Raw genomic sequence first — 17,561 nt, 5'->3', positions numbered from 1 at the left:
GCCTCCGGTGGTTTGAGAAGCGATCGCATCGATAAAACGCAAACGATTCATTAATTTCAGGAGAAATAACCATGACTGACAATATTAGACAAATCGCTTTCTACGGTAAAGGCGGTATCGGTAAATCCACCACTTCTCAAAATACAATTGCAGGTTTAGCCGAACTCGGCGAACGCATCATGATTGTAGGATGCGATCCTAAAGCTGATTCCACCCGCTTGATGCTGCACAGCAAAGCCCAGACGACCATTTTGCACTTAGCTGCCGAACGAGGTGCAGTAGAAGACCTAGAGTTAGAAGAAGTTTTACTCACAGGCTACAAAGATGTCAAGTGCGTAGAATCTGGTGGTCCTGAACCTGGTGTAGGTTGCGCAGGTCGGGGAATTATCACTGCCATCAATTTCCTAGAAGAAAACGGTGCTTACGAAGATCTTGATTTCGTTTCCTACGACGTACTAGGTGACGTAGTTTGCGGTGGTTTCGCCATGCCAATCCGTGAAGGTAAAGCTCAAGAAATCTACATTGTTTGCTCTGGTGAAATGATGGCAATGTATGCCGCGAATAACATCGCAAGAGGCATTCTCAAGTATGCTCACTCTGGTGGCGTGCGCTTGGGTGGATTGATTTGCAACAGCCGTAAAGTCGATCAAGAAGTTGAATTAATTGAAGCATTAGCTGAGAAACTTAACACCCAAATGATTCACTTCGTACCTCGCGACAACGTTGTGCAACACGCAGAACTCCGCCGCATGACCGTCATTGAGTATTCACCGGACTGCAATCAAGCTAACGAGTATCGCGCCCTTGCCAAGAAAATCAAGGAAAACGATAAGCTCACGATTCCTACCCCAATCTCAATGGACGAACTCGAAGAGCTACTCGTTGACTTCGGAATCCTCGGCGATGACAAAGAATACGAGCATCTAGTTGGCAAAACAGCAGCAGAAGTTGCCGTTGTGTAATTCAAAGAGGGGTGAGGGGTGAGGAGCGAGTGATTAGTGAATAAGAAGTTCAAAGTATAGTTTTCTCCTCTGCACCTCTGCTCCCCTGCTTCCTCTGATCTTTTCCCCCAATTCCCCATTTTTAACAAAGAGAGGCAGAATATGACACCTCCAGAAGACACGTTAGAAACAACCACGGTTGACAAGAAAGCACTCATCAAAGGAGTCTTAGAAGTTTACCCAGACAAAGCGAAGAAAAAGCGGGAAAAACACCTCAACGTTTACGAAGAAGGCAAATCTGATTGCGGCGTTAAATCAAATATCAAGTCTGTTCCTGGTTCTATGACCACCCGTGGTTGTGCCTATGCAGGTTCTAAGGGTGTGGTCTGGGGTCCTATCAAAGACATGATCCACATTAGTCACGGTCCTGTAGGTTGCGGTTATTACTCTTGGTCTGGTCGTCGTAACTACTACATCGGTACGACAGGAATTGATACCTTCGGGACAATGCAGTTTACTTCCGACTTCCAAGAACGCGATATCGTTTTTGGTGGTGACAAAAAACTTGCTAAGCTGATTACTGAACTCGAAGAACTCTTCCCACTCAATCGCGGCATTTCAATTCAGTCTGAATGTCCTATTGGTTTAATCGGTGATGATATTGAAGCTGTCGCTAAGAAGGCAACGAAAGAAACCGGTAAAACTGTTGTCCCTGTACGCTGCGAAGGCTTTCGGGGTGTTTCGCAATCCCTCGGACACCACATCGCTAACGACTCGATCCGTGACTGGGTTTTCCCGCAAGCTGATAAGAAGAAAAAAGAATTAGGTGTTGAAGGGACACCTTACGATGTTGCAATTATTGGAGACTACAATATTGGCGGTGACGCTTGGTCTAGCCGCATCTTACTAGAAGAAATTGGCTTACGTGTAGTTGCCCAATGGTCTGGAGACGGTACTCTCAACGAGATGATGCTGACTCCAACAGTGAAACTGAATTTAGTTCACTGCTATCGTTCCATGAACTACATCAGCCGCCATATGGAAGAAACATATGGTATTCCTTGGTTAGAGTATAACTTCTTTGGTCCAACGAAGATTGCAGAATCCTTACGCGAGATCGCTACTAAGTTTGACGAAACAATTCAGCAAAAGGCAGAAGAAGTCATCGCGAAATATCAAGCGCAATGCGATGCAGTTACAGAAAAATATCGCCCGCGCTTAGAAGGTAAAACCGTAGCCCTGATGGTTGGTGGCTTACGTCCGCGCCACGTCGTCCCAGCTTTCTATGATTTGGGTATGAAGCTGATTGGTACAGGCTATGAGTTCGGTCACAATGACGACTACAAGCGTACTACGCACTACATCGAAAACGGTACGTTGATCTACGATGACGTTTCTGCTTTTGAATTCGAGCAGTTTGTTAAAGAACTCAAGCCGGATTTGATCGCCTCTGGCATTAAAGAAAAATATGTCTTCCAGAAAATGGCGTTGCCTTTCCGTCAGATGCACTCCTGGGATTACTCTGGTCCATACCACGGCTATGACGGTTTTGCCATCTTTGCCAGAGATATGGATTTAGCACTGAATAGCCCTACTTGGAGTTTAATTGGCACACCTTGGAAGAAGTAGAGCAGAGGAGATCTGAGGGAGCAGAGGTGCAGGGGAGAATTCATCTTTATTCGCTTTCAATCTCCGCCTCATTCCCTTATCCCTCTCATTAAGTCTCTGATCGATAATAGTCCAAATTGGATCTAACCTCTTTAATTACGAATTGGCATGATTTCTAATCCTCAGCCCCTCAACATTGGAGAACAGTCATGGCTCAAAATAATGTAGACAATATTCAAGACCACGCGACGCTATTTCATCAAAACGAGTATCAGGAGTTATTTCAGGCTAAGAAGGAGTTTGAAGGTGGGCATAGCCCCGAAGAGGTTGCCCGCATTGCTGAGTGGACGAAAACCTGGGAGTACCGCGAAAAGAATTTTGCCCGTACAGCTTTAACTGTTAACCCTGCTAAAGCTTGCCAACCTTTAGGTGCAATTCTCGCTGCTGTTGGTTTTGAAGGTACTTTACCTTTTGTTCACGGTTCACAAGGTTGCGTTGCATACTTCCGCACGCACTTTACCCGTCATTTTAAAGAGCCATTCTCTGCGGTTTCTTCTTCAATGACTGAGGATGCAGCAGTGTTTGGTGGACTCAATAACATGATCGATGGCTTGGCGAATAGCTATAACCTTTACAAGCCCAAAATGATTGCGCTTTGCACGACTTGCATGGCAGAGGTTATTGGAGATGACTTGGGTGCTTTTATCAAAACATCTAAAGAAAAAGGTTCGGTTCCTGAAGATTTTCCTGTACCCTTCGCTCATACCCCTAGCTTTGTCGGTTCCCATATTACGGGCTATGACAATATGATGAAGGGGATTCTATTGAATTTAACTGAAGGCAAGAAGCAAGCAACGACGAACGGCAAGATTAACTTTATCCCTGGTTTTGAAACTTATATTGGCAACTTGCGCGAAGTGAAGCGGTTAGCGTCCTTAATGGGTGTCAATTACACGCTACTAGCAGATAACTCTGATTATCTTGATTCGCCTAATGATGGCGAGTTTCGGATGTATCAGGGTGGAACAAGTCTAGAAGACGCGGCAGATTCGATTAATGCTGAAGCTACTGTTGCCTTCCAAGCATACTCTACTACTAAAACGCGGGAATATATCGAAAAAGAGTGGAAACAAACAACCTCAGTTTCCCGTCCTGTCGGTATCCGAGGTACGGATGAGTTTTTAATGAAGCTTTCAGAATTGACTGGACAGCCGATTCCCAAAGAACTTGAAGACGAACGCGGTCGGGCAGTAGATGCATTAACTGATTCGCAAGCATGGTTGCATGGCAAGCGCGTTGCATTATACGGCGATCCAGATTTAGTCATTGGACTGGTGCAATTTTTACTCGAAGTTGGCGCAGAACCTGTCCACATTGTGGTGACGAACAGCAACGACGTATTTGAGCAAGAGTTGCAAGCGATTTTAGATACTAGTCCCTTTGGTAGTACTGCCAAGATTTGGGGTGGTAAGGATTTGTGGCATATGCGATCGCTTCTGTTTACCGAACCTGTAGACTTGCTCATTGGTAACTCTTACGGCAAGTACCTGTGGCGCGACACTCACACCCCATTCGTACGCATTGGCTATCCAATCTTTGACCGCCATCATCTGCATCGTTACGCGACATTCGGCTATCAAGGTGCAATCAATCTTCTGAACTGGATTGTCAACACGCTGCTTGACGAACTCGATCGCAATACGATTGTCTCAGCGAAGACGGATATTTCTTATGACTTGATTCGATAGTCACAGTCGAGGAGCAGAGGAAGCATCTACTCACTTCACGCTCAGTCTTTAATCCAACACGATATCACCCGTTGAGCTATGAAAATCACCCAAGGCAAAATTAATGAACTGCTCAGCGAGCCTGGTTGCGAACACAATCACCACAAGCATGGGCAAAAGAAAAAGTCTTGTCAACAACAAGCACAGCCAGGGGCGGCTCAAGGAGGTTGTGCTTTTGATGGAGCAGCGATCGCTCTTGTCCCCATTACTGATGCGGCACATTTAGTCCACGGACCAATCGCTTGTGCAGGTAACTCTTGGGGAAGTCGTGGTAGTCTCTCGTCTGATTCTCATCTCTACAAAATGGGTTTTACGACTGACTTGAATGAGAACGATATCATCTTCGGTGGGGAGAAAAAGCTGTACAAAGCCATTTTAGAAGTGCAGCAACGCTATCAACCTGCGGCAGTGTTTGTTTACTCAACTTGTGTCACCGCCCTGATTGGTGATGATTTGAATGCAGTCTGCGAAGCCGCTGCTCAAAAAACAGGTATACCTGTGATTCCTGTAAATTCTCCAGGGTTTATTGGTAGTAAAAATCTTGGTAATCGCGTGGGTGGGGAAGCTTTACTCGAATATGTTATTGGCAGCGCTGAACCGGAATACACAACTCCTTATGACATCAACCTAATTGGCGAGTACAACATTGCTGGAGAGTTGTGGGGTGTTCTACCCTTACTCGAAAAAGTCGGGATTCGCGTCCTTGCCAAGATTACGGGTGATGCTAAATATAACGAAGTCCGCTACGCTCACCGTGCCAAGCTGAATGTCATGATCTGCTCCAAAGCCCTAATCAATGTGGCAAGAAAGATGGAGGAATGTTACGGCATTCCCTATATTGAAGAATCTTTCTACGGTGTAGATGACATCAATCGCTGTTTGCGGAATATTGCGGCAAAACTAGGCGATGCTGCAATGCAAGCACGAGTAGAGCAATTAATTGCTGAAGAAACAGCGGCTTTAGATGTTGCTTTAGCTCCCTATCGCGCCCGACTCAAAGGTAAGCGTGTTGTTCTTTATACCGGAGGGGTGAAAAGTTGGTCGATTATCTCTGCGGCTAAGGACTTGGGGATGGAAGTTGTTGCTACTAGCACGAAAAAAAGTACCGAGGAAGACAAAGCCCGCATTAAAGAGTTACTCGGTAAAGATGGCATCATGCTGGAAAAAGGCAACGCTCAGGAACTATTACGGACGATCGCCCAAACCAACGCCGATATGTTAATCGCTGGCGGTCGCAATCAATACACTGCACTCAAAGCCCGCATCCCCTTCTTGGATATCAATCAAGAACGCCACCATCCTTACGCCGGATATGTAGGAATGATTGAAATGGCACGCGAACTCGATGAAGCCCTTTACAGCCCTGTTTGGGCACAAGTACGTAAATCTGCACCCTGGGAAGAGGAGGTCAACTAATGGCAACTGTCACTTTTCCTAAAAAATCAGTTGCGGTCAACCCTTTAAAACAAAGCCAACCTTTGGGTGCAGCCTTAGCATTTCTAGGACTAAAAGGCGTGATGCCACTGTTTCATGGTTCTCAAGGGTGTACTGCTTTCGCCAAAGTGATGTTAGTGCGGCATTTTCGCGAAGCGATTCCGCTATCGACTACGGCAATGACTGAAGTTAGCACGATTTTGGGTGGTGAGGACAATATTGAACAAGCAATTCTCACGCTGATGGAGAAATCAAAGCCAGAAATTTTGGGTTTGTGTACGACTGGACTTACAGAAACCAGAGGTGATGATATGGAGGGTATCCTCAGAAATATCCGCAACCGTCACCCAGAATTATACGATTTGCCAATTGTATTTGCGGCTACACCTGATTTTAAAGGTGCATTGCAAGATGGTTTTGCGGCAGCAATTGAAAGCATCGTTAAAGAACTGCCGCAGCCTGGAGAAATCAAGCTCGACCAAATCAATATCTTAGCGAGTTCGGCGTTTACTCCAGGCGATCTACAAGAGATCAAAGAGATCGTGTCTGCGTTTGGGCTAAAACCGATTGTTGTACCGGATCTTTCCGCCTCACTTGACGGTCACTTAGATGATTCTTATAGTGCAGTGACAGGTGGTGGAACAACCTTGGCAGAACTGCGACAAATGGGTAGTTCAGTGTTTACGCTCGCACTCGGCGAAAGCGTGCGTGCTGCCGCAGAAAGCTTACAAAAACAGTTTGGCATACCTTATGAGGTGTTTGGGCAGCTAACAGGATTAGCCGCAGTCGATGACTTCTTACAAGGATTAATCGATCTCAGTGGCAATTCAGTGCCAGAAAAATACTGTCACCAACGCCGTCAGTTGCAAGATGCGATGCTCGATACTCACTTTTACTTCGGGCGTAAGCGGGTGTCGTTAGCACTAGAACCCGATTTGCTGTGGTCAATTTCTTGGTTTTTGCGCTCGATGGGAACTGAAATTCACGCGGCTGTGACAACGACAAAATCACCGCTTTTAGAGCAATTACCAGTTGAAAGCGTCACGGTTGGTGACTTGGAAGATTTTGAGCAACTTGCAGTCGGTTCTGACTTGTTGATTGCAAATTCCCATGCCAAAGCGATCGCTCATCGTCTCGATACTCCTTTCTATCGTCTTGGTTTTCCTATCTTTGATCGCTTGGGTAACGGACAGCGTTGCACTGTCGGCTACCGAGGAACTACGCAACTGCTATTTGACCTTGGCAATTTATTTCTTGAAGCAGAAGAAGCGAAAAAGCATTAAAGGCAGTTAGTCATCGGAGTAAAGCTAATCGCTAACAGAAGAAATTGCTAATCGCGAGCAACTACTAATATAACGGAGGATAATTATGAAAATTGCCTTCACAACAAACGACCAAATTCATATTAATGCTCATTTTGGTTGGGCGAGAAAGATTGATGTTTATGAAGTTTCGCCAGATGAATATAAGTTTATTAAAACTCTCCGATTTAATGGCGAACTTAAAGAAGATGGTAATGAGGATAAATTAGTCCCAAAAATTGAAGCACTCGCTGATTGCACGATTGTTTATGTATCTGCAATTGGTGGAAGTGCAGCGGCTCGATTGATTAAAAAACGCATTACACCAATCAAGGCAAGATCTGAGGATGATGAAATTACTGATGTTTTGGAAAGATTAGTCCAGACATTGAAGGGTAGTCCTCCTCCTTGGTTAAGAAAAGCTTTGCAACAAAAATCATCAAAGTTTGTAGAAGAGGAAGTAACTGTATGACCACTGAAACTGTTAGCCAAATTTCTGAAGAAACTCTGAATTCTCCGTTTTTGCAAGAGTTGGTAAGACAAATTCGCGCCCAAGATTCTTATGGATTTTATCGCAATTGGTCAAATGAATTGATTATTAAACCTTATGTTGTCAGCAAAGAAGCTAAGCGCAAAATTTCTGTAGAGGGTGATGTTGACCCTGTTACAAAAGCTAGAATTATGTCATTTTATCGGGCGATCGCAGCCCAAATAGAACAAGAAACGGGCTTAATTTCTCAAGTAGTAATTGATTTGAGTCATGAAGGTTTCGGCTGGGCGCTGATTTTTTCTGGTCGTCTGTTACTCGTTGCTAGAACTTTACGCGATGCTCAACGTTTTGGTTTTGATTCCTTAGAAAAACTGTTAGCTGAGGGAGAAAAGATGACACAAAAAGGCATTGAATTAGCACAGAAATACACTGAAGTTGCTAAAGCATAACAGATTTTTACTGACCACTAAACACTATCTACTAATTTATGGTAAAAACAACAGAAATTGAGCCTACTGAGCAAACAATTGAAGATCTCAAACTGCAAATCAAGCGACTTAATAGTAAAGCTGGTCAAATGAAGATGGATCTTCACGATTTAGCTGAAAGTTTGCCCAAAAATTATCAAAAACTGACGACACTAGCAGCGCAAACGTATGAAATATATCATCGGTTACATGAGCTAAAGTCTCAGCTTAAAGATTGGGAGAAAAGACTATGAAATGGAATGTTAACCGTTTCGATTCACTTGTAAATACAGAAGAGTATTTTGAGTTTTTTCGACTTCCTTATGATACTCAAATTGTGCAAGTGAATCGCCTGCATATTTTGAAGCTGTTTTCGCAATCTATTCGCGAAATTGATGCGAATAATCCAGAACTGAATCAAACAGAAAAGCTGAGTTTATACCGTCAAGCCCTCGAACAAGCTTATGAGGTTTTTCTAAATTCAACACCTCTCGAACAAAAGTTGTTCAAAGTATTTAACGAGAAGCCTAAAAACATTGTCATGTTAACAGACATCACGACAAATTAGGAGAAAACAATGGTACTCACACCGATCGAATTAGAACGCTATCGTCGCCAAATTATACTCCCTGGTTTTGGTGAGGCGGCGCAGCAGCAACTCAAGTCAGCAACGGTACTTGTGACAGGTGTAGGAGGATTAGGCGGTACAGCAGCGCTGTATTTAGCGGTAGCTGGTGTTGGGCGGTTGATTCTGGTTCGCGGTGGTGAGTTGCGGCGAGATGATATGAATCGACAGGTTCTTATGAGTGACGATTGGGTGGGTAAGCCGCGCGTATTTAAGGCTAAAGAAACGCTACAGAGTATCAACCCTGATGTTAAAGTTGAAGCAATATTTGATTATGTGACTCCAGATAATGCAGACTTCTTAGTTCAATCTGCGGATGTTGCTCTCGACTGCGCCCACAACTTTGTTGAACGTGACTTATTGAATGCAGCTTGCGTGCGTTGGCATAAACCAATGGTAGAAGCAGCAATGAATGGGATGGAAGCTTACCTAACGACGATTATCCCTGGCGTGACACCGTGTTTATCTTGTCTATTCCCTGAAAAACCCGAATGGGATCGACGTGGCTTTTCTGTGCTGGGTGCGGTTTCTGGTACGCTGGCGTGTTTGACGGCGTTAGAAGCAATTAAGCTAATTACTGGATTTAGTCAGCCGCTTTTATCGCAACTATTGACGATGGATTTGAACCAACTGATGTTTGCAAAACGTCATTCTTATCGCGATCCTAATTGTCCAGTTTGCGGTAGTTCGCATTATTCTACTTCGTTGCAAGTAGAGCGTATTGCTGTTGCTACGCATTAAATACGCATACCAAGGCGTTAACAAAATTCCCAAAACTTATGGAGATTTTTATGACTTTAACTTTAACAGAAGCAGCAGAATTTCGGCTTCGTACCTTTCTCCAAGCCTCTAGTAAAAACGCAACTAGTCAACGTGGTATCCGTGTTGCAGTTGATGATGGTGGTTGCAGTGGCTATCAGTATTCCTTAAATATTACCAGTGTGCCGCAGGCAAATGACATTGTTATACAACAAGGCAAGTTACAGATTTATATCGACGCGCAAAGCGCCCCATTACTTGAAGGAGTTGCGATTGATTTTGTCGATGGCTTGCTGGAGAGTGGATTTAAGTTTAGCAATCCTAATGCTACTGATACCTGTGGCTGTGGGAAATCGTTTCAAGCAGGCGATTGCACTCCTGCTGGCGTACCTTGTAGCTAATTTTTTGGAGGATACGACAATGACGACTTATCAAGTGCATTTGATTAATAAGAAGCGATCGCTTGACGTCACGATTCCTGTTGACGAAAATACCACGATTCTCGATGCGGCAGAAAACGAAGGACTTGATTTACCTTTTTCCTGTCACTCTGGTTCTTGTTCGAGTTGCGTCGGTAAAGTTGTTGAAGGTGAAGTCGATCAATCCGATCAGGTTTTTCTTGATGAGGATCAAGTCGCTAAAGGATTTGTTCTTCTGTGTGTTGCCTATCCCCGTTCTGAGTGCACGATCCGCACGCATCAGGAGGCTTATTTAGTTTGAGAAAGCATAACAGAGTAATTAGGAATTGCTTGTAAAGGTCGCGTTTGAGATGTTTACAGAAAAGTTTACGGTGTTTGGTTCTTCACTCAGTTTACTTCAACCTGGAGAACGTGGTGTAGTGACGAGAATCGAGAACGTAGATGCTAACTACAGTACAAAACCTCAATGCAATGGGCGTTGTGTGTGGCGCAACCGTTACTCTTAAGCAGCGATCGCCTGCTTACATAATTGCACTGGGAGGCGATCGCTTGAGTCTTTGCCAAAAACCGCTAATGCAATTTATGTTCGTTTGTGCAATTAGCTCTATTATTTAGTCGATTGAGGATAATACTATGGCAACGCTGACTGGTTTAACTTTAGGTGGTAACGTCTGGACACCCCAGTTTGTGCAAGAGATTAACCAAGATAAATGCATCGGCTGTGGTAGATGCTTTAAGGCGTGTGGTCGCAATGTACTACTACTGCAAGCCCTCAATGAAGATGGCGAGATTGTCGAAGATGAGGAAGCAGAAGAAATCGAGCGCAAAGTAATGTCCATAATTCATTCAGAATACTGTATTGGTTGTCAAGCTTGCGCTAGAGTTTGTCCCAAAAATTGTTATACCCATAGCCCGTTTGAACAAAATTAGACTTTATTAGACCGTGAAACTACAGGCTGAAGTTTGTGTCTAAACAAACTAAATGTACCTGCACACACTTCATGATAAGTTTCAGTGGTTAGACCACGCAGGTGGTCTTCGTTTGATTAGCTGCGACTTTAGTCGCTAAGCTTGAATTATTCAGCCCTGTAAACAACTGATGAACAACCAAGTTTTTGAACGCAAGTGGTCTGACTACTATCAAGCTGTAGAGGGTCGTCCGCCGCGCGAAACACTGTTGATGGCGCTAGAAAAGTTTGAAGAACCTCAATTTGCGGTAGATTTAGGGTGTGGAGATGGACGAGATACAGTAGAACTACTAAAGCAAGGTTGGCGGGTTCTCGGAATTGATGGTGAAGCTGAAGCGATCGCCCGCCTCCAAAGTCGTCCCAATATTGATCTCAATCGTCTAGAAACTCGTGTGATGCACTTTGAAAACTTGGTATTACCAGAAGCAGTGGATCTGATTAATGCTAGCTTTTGTCTGCCCTTCTGTCCGCCCGAACATTTTTCTAAGTTGTGGAATAAGATTGTCTCAGCGTTACGAGTCGGGGGACGATTTTGCGGTCAACTTTTTGGCGATCGCGATTCGTGGGCAACGTATCCAAATATGAGTCATCACATCCGCGCCCAAGTAGAAGAATTACTGCAACCATTCACCGTTGAAGTATTGCAAGAAGAAAAACACCCTGGTATAACAGCTTTAGGCGAACAGAAGCACTGGCATATCTTTCACATTGTTGCTTGCAAGGAATCAATCAACAGCAACCATGACATCTGATGATTGTACAACTGCGTAAGCTTCTTTACCTTCTGCAAGTTTTAGATTTTCAGCGGAGGATTTTGTAATAACTGCAACGACTTCTACCCCAGGTACAAGTTCTAGCGTAACTTCAGTATTAACGGCTCCTGGTACAACTTTTTTTACAGTTGCTTTTAAAGTATTACGAGCGCTAATTTTCATGCTTCGCTCCTTGTGTATCATCTTTTTTCTTGTTTTAGATTACCACATTACCTATTATTTATTTGTGCTATTCATTATTCAATAATAATTCTAAATACATCAATTAAAAATTATTTATCTATCAGGCGATCGCTTACTTATTCTCTCTAAAAGTGAACCAATATAGTGTATTGACGTACATTATCTGCATAATTTATCTGATATAAACACCACTGTATGTTGCTAGCTCTTTTAAAGAATACAAATATTAAAAAAAAATGAGGAAAAAAGTTTTTACCTTTGTTTGTGGAGTAGTTTTTATATTTATTTTAGCAATTAGTTTAAATTGGTTTACTCCGCCTTCGGGCATAGTACAAGCAAATATAACTTTACTTGTATCTGCTGCGGCTAGTCTACAAGATGCCTTACAGGAAATTCAGCCATTTTTTCAGCAAACGCAGTCAAATATTAAAGTCAATTATAACTTTGGTGCTTCGGGTGCATTACAACAACAAACTGAACAAGGTGCGCCCGCAGATATCTTTTTCTCTGCTGCTACAAGGCAAATGGATGCATTACAGGCGAAAAATTTAATTCTTGCTGATACCCGTCGCAATCTATTAACTAATCGCCTCGTCTTAATCGTACCAAGCAATTCCCGATTGAATATCAATAGCTTTCGTCAATTAACAGATAATAATATCAAACGAATTGCGGTAGGTGAATTTCGTAGCGTACCTGTTGGGCAATATTCTGAAGAATTATTCAATAATTTAGGAATTTTAATGCAAGTTAAACCCAAATTAGTACTTGGTAATAATGTTCGTAATGTACTAGCTGCGGTTGAAAGTGGTAATGCTGATGCCGGAATTGTCTATGCTACAGATGTTATGTTATCTAATCGAGTTCGAGTAGTGGCAACAGCCCCTGAAGATTTGCATTCTCCAATTGTTTACCCGATCGCAGTTGTCAGTAGTAGTAAAAATCCTGAATCTGCTAAACAATATATTCAGTTTTTGAGTAACCAACAAGCAATATCTGTATTTAAGAAGTACGGCTTTGGTGTAGCAACATAAAGGAGTTACCCTAATGTTAGTTGATATTTCACCCTTATGGATATCTTTAAAAACAGCATTGTTTGCTACATTAATTACGTTCTTTATTGGAATTATAGCTGCTTATTGGATGTTGGAATATCAGGGAAGATGGAAGTCACTCATTGAGGGTATTTTTGTTTCACCTTTAATTTTGCCGCCTACAGTTGTTGGCTTTTTATTGCTACTATTATTTGGTAAAAATGGAGTTTTAGGAAAAATCTTAGAACAACTAAATATTAGTATTGTTTTTACTTGGTATGCTGCTGTTATTACAGCTATTGTTGTTTCTTTTCCTTTAATGTACAAAACAGCACTAGGAGCCTTTGAACAAATCGATCCAAATTTACAAAGGGCAGCTAGAACTCTTGGTGCTTCTGAATCTACAGTGTTTTGGCGAATTACTTTTCCTTTAGCTAATAAAGGAATCTTAGCAGGAACAACCCTCGCTTTTGCCCGTGCTTTGGGTGAATTTGGGGCAACTTTAATGTTAGCTGGCAACATTCCTGGAGAAACTCAGACGCTACCAATGGCAATTTATTTTGCTGTAGAAGCGGGTGCAATGAATGAAGCTTGGTTATGGTCATTAGTCATTTTAGCAATTTCACTCTCTGCAATTAGCGCCGTCAATTTTTGGCAAGAGTTTGAGAAAAACAGAGGAAAACAAAAAAGCAGCGGTAGAATTACCAATTACCAATTACCAATTACCAATTACCAATTACCTGTTAATAATTCTGGACTCATTGCAGATATACAAAAGCAATTGGGTAACTTTCAGCTAAATGTGTCTTTTAGTGCAAATAATCAGCAGGCGTTGGGAATGCTGGGGGCTTCTGGTGCTGGTAAAAGTATGATTTTGCAATGCATCGCTGGGATAGAAACACCAACAAAGGGACGTATTACATTGAATGGGAAGTTACTATTTGACTCTGAACAACGCATCAATATTCCCACACGCGATCGCCATATTGCTTTCCTCTTCCAAAATTATGCTTTGTTTCCGCATCTTACAGTTGGTAAAAATATTGCTTTCGGCTTGCCCAAAAATACACCTAAAGCGCAAATTAAGCAGCAGATAGCAGCACACCTCGCAGCCGTGCAATTGCCAGGAATAGAAAACCGCTATCCACATCAACTTTCTGGGGGACAACAGCAACGCGTAGCATTAGCAAGGGCTTTGGCAAGTCAACCCGAGGTATTACTGTTAGATGAACCTTTTTCCGCGCTGGATACTCACTTACGCGCTCAGCTAGAAAAGCAACTTATTTTAACACTCTCGACTTATCCTGGTGTAACTTTATTTGTTACGCACAATCTAGAAGAAGCTTACCGCGTTTGTCGCGATTTGTTGGTGTTGGAAAGTGGTAAGGCGATCGCTTCTGGTTCTAAGTCTGAAATTTTTGAGCGACCACATACTTTCAGTATTGCGCAACTTACAGGGTGCAAAAACTTCTCCCGCGCTCAAATGAGTAGTACCCCTGGTGAAGTCGAAGCACTCGACTGGGGAGTAGCATTGCAAGTTATTGAACCAATTCCAGCCCAGCTAAATTACATCGGAATTCGCGCGCATCAACTTATCTTCACGAATGATTCTCATGCTGAAAATACTTTCGCTTGTTGGTTAGCACAGACCGGAGAAACACCACACCGGATGACGCTGTATCTTAAATTAGGCGATCGCCCGCTACATCCAAATGACTACCACCTGCAAGCCGAAGTTTTTAAAGAAAAATGGGCAAATCTCAAAGATCGTCCTTTTCCCTGGTATGTGCGTTTAGATCCTTTGCGGTTGATTTTGATGCACGACGGTGATTAAATCGCAAAATGACTAACTCTACAAATTGCGTCAACTGTGACGTTTGTTAGCTTCGGCGTTGCTGAATTAAGTATGAGTTAGGGGCATGTGGGTAGAGAGCAAAACTTGAAGTAGTGCAGTAGCAACTGAACCTTTGTGTTTCAGCATCGCTACGGACTTGGAATAACATAAACTTTTGCGATGCAATCGAGCAAGGGAGTGTCACAGTGGGGGAAAGCCGAGATACGTGCAAAAGGGGACATGAAGTAAAGTTATATTAAGCAAGAGATCGGAAAGCTAGTCAGACAAAGCACTTCAGTTGTCTAAAACTAAAGACACACCTTCATCTAAAGCCTGTGGGATCGCCTCCAAGTCAACTAAATAATCACCAAATCGTTTAATATGGCTCGTCAGATAAGGACTCAATGCAGCAACATCCTCACGAGTCAGTAAGTAACCTTCACGCTTGAGTGAGCGCAAAATCTCAGTTAGATCGACTACGTTGTGAAAGATAACTGCATTAGCAATCAAATCATTGTATTTAATAATTTTCTCCTGCTCTTCTGGATCGTTATGAGCAATAATTCCTTCTCCTCCAAAGAAAAACCATTTAGAAAAGCCGTGATAAGACTCCACTTTATTCGTAGCTGCAGTAATTGAGGAGCGTAATTGCATATCCGAGATATATTGCAATAAAAACACCGTTCGCACAACTCGTCCCAGTTCTTGAAACGCTTGATAAAGTCGATTCTTGCGACTATAGTTCCCTAGTTTTCTTAATAAAATCGATGAGGAAATTTTTCCAGCCTTAATTGAAAGAACAACTCGAAAAAGGTCTTGCCAATGAGTCGTAATTCGTTCCCAGTCAATAGTTTCAGTAAACAACAAATCAATATGCTGATAAACTGTTTGTTGTTCGGGACGATAAAAATTGAAGTCCTGCCAGTTCCGAATGCGGGGCATTAACTTGATGCCCAGTAGATAAGCCAGGGCAAATACAGGTGTTGACTGACCTTGAGTATCAGCATGAATTGTATCCGGTTGGATATCTGAGGAATTCTTGAACAACCCCTCAATAATGTAAACTGCTTCCCAAGTGCCGCAAGGAATAAAGTGGCTAAATAGTGCCACGTAGCTATCAGCAACATGATGGTAAGCAATGCCACCGTAGCCGCCATATCTAATATGATATTCCGACAATAAATTCTCTTCGTACAGCTCGTATTTTGTCCCATCTGCTGCTACTGTTGTACCATCGCCCCAAATTTTTGGTAAGTTCAAAACGTTGTAGCGATTAATTATATCTGTATTGGCTGCATTCAATTTCTCAACGCTGATATGACGACGGTTAACAAATAGGAGTTCTTTCGCCGTCACTACTCCTCGCATATGACGTGCAGCTTGCGTTGCACCTAGATTGCAACCGTAAGTAAAAGCAGTCAGCAAATATCGTTCCGTCGCCCTTTCTATTTTAGGATCGGAACCACTCAGGGGTCCAAAGTGATGTGTAAAGTTAGTCCAGTAATCAACATTTCTGAGAAGATCAATCAGATTCCGCTCCGGTAAACGTTCTGCAATCGCCTGTTCTAGAAGCTTAACAGAAGGACTTTCTGGACTTTTTGGTGGTCGTTTTAAAACTGGTTCTCCAGAGTCATTAATTACAACTTGACGATTATCTGGATAAGCAGTATCTACTGAAGATGCTGTCTGGGTTAACCAAGATTTCAACTGTGCGACAAACTCCGATGCTGTATTAGCAAAACCTAAAGAGTGACAATATTCTGCCACTATTGGTTCACACTCTGACCAACTGAGTAATTGCTCGCGATAGTCAGCATAGTCTTCACTGCCAATTACACAAATATCTCCTGACAACAGTTCTGCTGCTAAATAGGAAAATACACAAACTTCAAAGTGGCGACGGACAATCTTAGCTTGTCCATTCTGCTGCACCAGGATCAGTTTCTGCCACTGTGTAGAGGCAAAAGAGAGGTCTACTGTAGCTGGCAGCCACTCACCCCGACACTGTACATTCTCCAACAAAAAGTTTAAAGCTTGGATGACAGCCTGCTCGGAAGAAGTAGACTCGAACTTCAAAGCATTGATTATAGCACTACGCATACACGTTAGGACATTCTTTGAAGGCAGCATCAACACAATCCCGAAAGTTATCAAATTCATCCCAGCGTTGCCGCATCCAATTCTTCAGGGTAAACCACCAATGCTCAATCTCGTTCAAGTCCGGAGAATAAGGCGGTAAATACCAAATCTCGCATCCCGCTTGTGCCACAATCTCCTCAATTGTTTGAGAATGATGGAAACTGGCATTGTCAATGACGATGACATCACCTGGCTGCAATTGGGGAACCAAGCAATCTTCCAACCACATCTCAACTAAGTCTCGATTGCAAGAACCGGCAAAGGTCATTGGTGCCAAGATGCTGTCCTCCCTTAAGGCTGCAATCCAACTGACTCGAAGAGTGCGTTTACCTGATTTGAGGGCATAGAACCGTTGCCCAATCTCGCAGTAACCATAGGGATAATCGTCTCGATTATCAATACCTGCTTCATCGACGTAAACAATCTGATGCGGCAACTTGCTGTTCAGTCGCTCTTGAAACTCGTGACGCTTCAGGTCATTTCGTTCTCGGTAGCCGTACGTCTTTTTTTGCGACTCAAGCCAATCTTAGCCAGTGCCCGACTGATGTCCTGCTGCGTTACCTTGTCTCCCCACAGTTTAGCCATCTGGGCTTGCGTCTTGCCCCCATGCTTGCGGGCAAACTCCCGAAAACGCTGCCAATCGGTTATCTTATGCCGATTCCCCTTCTGGAAAGTGGTGATCGCTCGACAATCCCCCGTTTGTGCCTCGCGTTTCAACCACAGGTCTAAGGTATTGCGGCTGATATTCAACATCCGACACACTGCACTTTTGCGTTCGCCGTGTTTCACTGCCGCCAGC

Annotated in this window: 19 protein-coding genes and 2 pseudogenes; 17 read left to right on the top strand and 4 right to left on the bottom strand. The window is 43.1% G+C overall.

What is annotated here, in order from left to right; all coding sequences use genetic code 11:
* Nucleotides 1-83: 83 nt before the first annotated feature.
* The 15 genes from nifH (at nt 84) to IQ230_RS16070 (ending at nt 11,551) form a co-directional block, all read left to right on the top strand.
* Nucleotides 84-962 (top strand): nitrogenase iron protein, encoded by an 879-nt coding sequence (gene nifH, locus IQ230_RS16140; protein WP_178378079.1) that lies wholly within the window; start codon nt 84-86, stop codon nt 960-962.
* Nucleotides 963-1,103: 141 nt separating this feature from the next.
* Entirely contained in the window at nt 1,104-2,570 is a 1,467-nt protein-coding gene (gene nifD / locus IQ230_RS16135) for a nitrogenase molybdenum-iron protein alpha chain (RefSeq protein WP_193933094.1), read from the top strand.
* A 188-nt stretch (nt 2,571-2,758) separates the two neighbouring features.
* On the top strand, nt 2,759-4,297 hold the full coding sequence (nifK, locus tag IQ230_RS16130) for a nitrogenase molybdenum-iron protein subunit beta (protein WP_193933092.1): 1,539 nt from the start codon (nt 2,759-2,761) through the stop codon (nt 4,295-4,297).
* A gap of 78 nt (nt 4,298-4,375) precedes the next feature.
* Nucleotides 4,376-5,752 (top strand): nitrogenase iron-molybdenum cofactor biosynthesis protein NifE, encoded by a 1,377-nt coding sequence (gene nifE, locus IQ230_RS16125; protein WP_193933090.1) that lies wholly within the window; start codon nt 4,376-4,378, stop codon nt 5,750-5,752.
* Nucleotides 5,752-7,053, top strand: coding sequence for a nitrogenase iron-molybdenum cofactor biosynthesis protein NifN (nifN, locus tag IQ230_RS16120; protein WP_193933088.1), 1,302 nt, complete (start codon nt 5,752-5,754; stop codon nt 7,051-7,053). The genes nifE and nifN overlap by 1 nt, the downstream gene beginning before the upstream one ends.
* A gap of 85 nt (nt 7,054-7,138) precedes the next feature.
* Complete coding sequence (gene nifX / locus IQ230_RS16115; protein WP_193933087.1) at nt 7,139-7,543, top strand: nitrogen fixation protein NifX; 405 nt, start codon at nt 7,139-7,141, stop codon at nt 7,541-7,543.
* Nucleotides 7,540-8,010 (top strand): NifX-associated nitrogen fixation protein, encoded by a 471-nt coding sequence (locus IQ230_RS16110; RefSeq protein WP_193933085.1) that lies wholly within the window; start codon nt 7,540-7,542, stop codon nt 8,008-8,010. Before nifX ends, IQ230_RS16110 begins: the two co-directional genes overlap by 4 nt.
* A 38-nt stretch (nt 8,011-8,048) precedes the next feature.
* The gene (locus IQ230_RS16105) at nt 8,049-8,282 is read left to right on the top strand and encodes a CCE_0567 family metalloprotein (protein WP_193933083.1); all 234 of its coding nucleotides are present in this window, start codon (nt 8,049-8,051) and stop codon (nt 8,280-8,282) included.
* Nucleotides 8,279-8,596 (top strand): nitrogenase-stabilizing/protective protein NifW, encoded by a 318-nt coding sequence (gene nifW / locus IQ230_RS16100; protein ID WP_193933081.1) that lies wholly within the window; start codon nt 8,279-8,281, stop codon nt 8,594-8,596. The genes IQ230_RS16105 and nifW overlap by 4 nt, the downstream gene beginning before the upstream one ends.
* Before the next feature lie 9 nt (nt 8,597-8,605).
* Nucleotides 8,606-9,394 (top strand): HesA/MoeB/ThiF family protein, encoded by a 789-nt coding sequence (locus IQ230_RS16095; RefSeq protein WP_193933079.1) that lies wholly within the window; start codon nt 8,606-8,608, stop codon nt 9,392-9,394.
* 50 nt (nt 9,395-9,444) lie between these two features.
* Complete coding sequence (locus IQ230_RS16090) at nt 9,445-9,813, top strand: HesB/IscA family protein (RefSeq protein WP_193933077.1); 369 nt, start codon at nt 9,445-9,447, stop codon at nt 9,811-9,813.
* A gap of 19 nt (nt 9,814-9,832) precedes the next feature.
* Complete coding sequence (locus tag IQ230_RS16085) at nt 9,833-10,132, top strand: 2Fe-2S iron-sulfur cluster-binding protein (RefSeq protein ID WP_193933075.1); 300 nt, start codon at nt 9,833-9,835, stop codon at nt 10,130-10,132.
* A gap of 140 nt (nt 10,133-10,272) precedes the next feature.
* Nucleotides 10,273-10,446: a FeoA domain-containing protein gene (locus tag IQ230_RS16080; RefSeq protein WP_193933073.1), complete on the top strand. Its 174-nt coding sequence runs from the start codon at nt 10,273-10,275 to the stop codon at nt 10,444-10,446.
* A gap of 18 nt (nt 10,447-10,464) precedes the next feature.
* On the top strand, nt 10,465-10,761 hold the full coding sequence (gene fdxB, locus IQ230_RS16075) for a ferredoxin III, nif-specific (RefSeq protein ID WP_193933071.1): 297 nt from the start codon (nt 10,465-10,467) through the stop codon (nt 10,759-10,761).
* Between the two features lie 169 nt (nt 10,762-10,930).
* The gene (locus IQ230_RS16070; RefSeq protein WP_193933069.1) at nt 10,931-11,551 is read left to right on the top strand and encodes a class I SAM-dependent methyltransferase; all 621 of its coding nucleotides are present in this window, start codon (nt 10,931-10,933) and stop codon (nt 11,549-11,551) included.
* Here the strand turns inward: IQ230_RS16070 and IQ230_RS16065 are convergent.
* On the bottom strand, nt 11,525-11,734 hold the full coding sequence (locus IQ230_RS16065; RefSeq protein ID WP_193933067.1) for a TOBE domain-containing protein: 210 nt from the start codon (nt 11,732-11,734) through the stop codon (nt 11,525-11,527). The genes IQ230_RS16070 and IQ230_RS16065 overlap by 27 nt on opposite strands.
* A 257-nt stretch (nt 11,735-11,991) precedes the next feature.
* On the opposite strand from IQ230_RS16065, the gene modA reads away from it, so the two are divergent.
* On the top strand, nt 11,992-12,789 hold the full coding sequence (gene modA, locus IQ230_RS16060; RefSeq protein ID WP_193933065.1) for a molybdate ABC transporter substrate-binding protein: 798 nt from the start codon (nt 11,992-11,994) through the stop codon (nt 12,787-12,789).
* 13 nt (nt 12,790-12,802) lie between these two features.
* The gene (gene modB, locus IQ230_RS16055; RefSeq protein ID WP_193933063.1) at nt 12,803-14,623 is read left to right on the top strand and encodes a molybdate ABC transporter permease subunit; all 1,821 of its coding nucleotides are present in this window, start codon (nt 12,803-12,805) and stop codon (nt 14,621-14,623) included.
* 77 nt (nt 14,624-14,700) lie between these two features.
* Here modB and IQ230_RS26760 read toward each other — a convergent pair.
* From IQ230_RS26760 to IQ230_RS16045, 3 genes and pseudogenes are all read right to left on the bottom strand, one after another.
* Nucleotides 14,701-14,824: pseudogene (locus IQ230_RS26760) on the bottom strand (IS1 family transposase); the annotation flags it as partial.
* Between the two features lie 93 nt (nt 14,825-14,917).
* Nucleotides 14,918-16,711: pseudogene (locus IQ230_RS16050) on the bottom strand (Tn3 family transposase); the annotation flags it as partial.
* A gap of 4 nt (nt 16,712-16,715) precedes the next feature.
* Nucleotides 16,716-17,560 (bottom strand): IS630 family transposase gene (locus IQ230_RS16045; RefSeq protein WP_228055026.1). Its coding sequence is split into 2 segments (ribosomal slippage): nt 16,716-17,270 and nt 17,273-17,560, totalling 843 coding nucleotides; the frame shifts between segments, so codons are not numbered across the junction.
* Nucleotide 17,561 lies beyond the last annotated feature (1 nt).

Origin of the sequence: Gloeocapsopsis crepidinum LEGE 06123, assembly GCF_015207655.1 — a bacterium.
Classification (GTDB): Bacteria; Cyanobacteriota; Cyanobacteriia; order Cyanobacteriales; family Chroococcidiopsidaceae; genus Gloeocapsopsis; species Gloeocapsopsis crepidinum.
The sequence above is the reverse complement of the archived record's forward strand: the minus strand, read 5'-3'. Positions and strand labels throughout refer to the sequence as shown.

Bases quoted from the DNA above. Each gene is read 5' to 3' on its own strand.
- IQ230_RS16105 (WP_193933083.1), top strand. From the start codon at position 8,049: ATGGTAAAAACAACAGAAATTGAGCCTACTGAGCAAACAATTGAAGAT.
- nifN (WP_193933088.1), top strand. From the start codon at position 5,752: ATGGCAACTGTCACTTTTCCTAAAAAATCAGTTGCGGTCAACCCTTTA.
- nifW (WP_193933081.1), top strand. From the start codon at position 8,279: ATGAAATGGAATGTTAACCGTTTCGATTCACTTGTAAATACAGAAGAG.
- nifK (WP_193933092.1), top strand. From the start codon at position 2,759: ATGGCTCAAAATAATGTAGACAATATTCAAGACCACGCGACGCTATTT.
- nifE (WP_193933090.1), top strand. From the start codon at position 4,376: ATGAAAATCACCCAAGGCAAAATTAATGAACTGCTCAGCGAGCCTGGT.
- IQ230_RS16085 (WP_193933075.1), top strand. From the start codon at position 9,833: ATGACGACTTATCAAGTGCATTTGATTAATAAGAAGCGATCGCTTGAC.
- fdxB (WP_193933071.1), top strand. From the start codon at position 10,465: ATGGCAACGCTGACTGGTTTAACTTTAGGTGGTAACGTCTGGACACCC.
- IQ230_RS16070 (WP_193933069.1), top strand. From the start codon at position 10,931: ATGAACAACCAAGTTTTTGAACGCAAGTGGTCTGACTACTATCAAGCT.
- nifX (WP_193933087.1), top strand. From the start codon at position 7,139: ATGAAAATTGCCTTCACAACAAACGACCAAATTCATATTAATGCTCAT.
- IQ230_RS16110 (WP_193933085.1), top strand. From the start codon at position 7,540: ATGACCACTGAAACTGTTAGCCAAATTTCTGAAGAAACTCTGAATTCT.
- modA (WP_193933065.1), top strand. From the start codon at position 11,992: ATGAGGAAAAAAGTTTTTACCTTTGTTTGTGGAGTAGTTTTTATATTT.
- modB (WP_193933063.1), top strand. From the start codon at position 12,803: ATGTTAGTTGATATTTCACCCTTATGGATATCTTTAAAAACAGCATTG.
- IQ230_RS16095 (WP_193933079.1), top strand. From the start codon at position 8,606: ATGGTACTCACACCGATCGAATTAGAACGCTATCGTCGCCAAATTATA.
- IQ230_RS16065 (WP_193933067.1), bottom strand. From the start codon at position 11,734: ATGAAAATTAGCGCTCGTAATACTTTAAAAGCAACTGTAAAAAAAGTT.
- nifD (WP_193933094.1), top strand. From the start codon at position 1,104: ATGACACCTCCAGAAGACACGTTAGAAACAACCACGGTTGACAAGAAA.
- IQ230_RS16090 (WP_193933077.1), top strand. From the start codon at position 9,445: ATGACTTTAACTTTAACAGAAGCAGCAGAATTTCGGCTTCGTACCTTT.
- IQ230_RS16080 (WP_193933073.1), top strand. From the start codon at position 10,273: ATGCTAACTACAGTACAAAACCTCAATGCAATGGGCGTTGTGTGTGGC.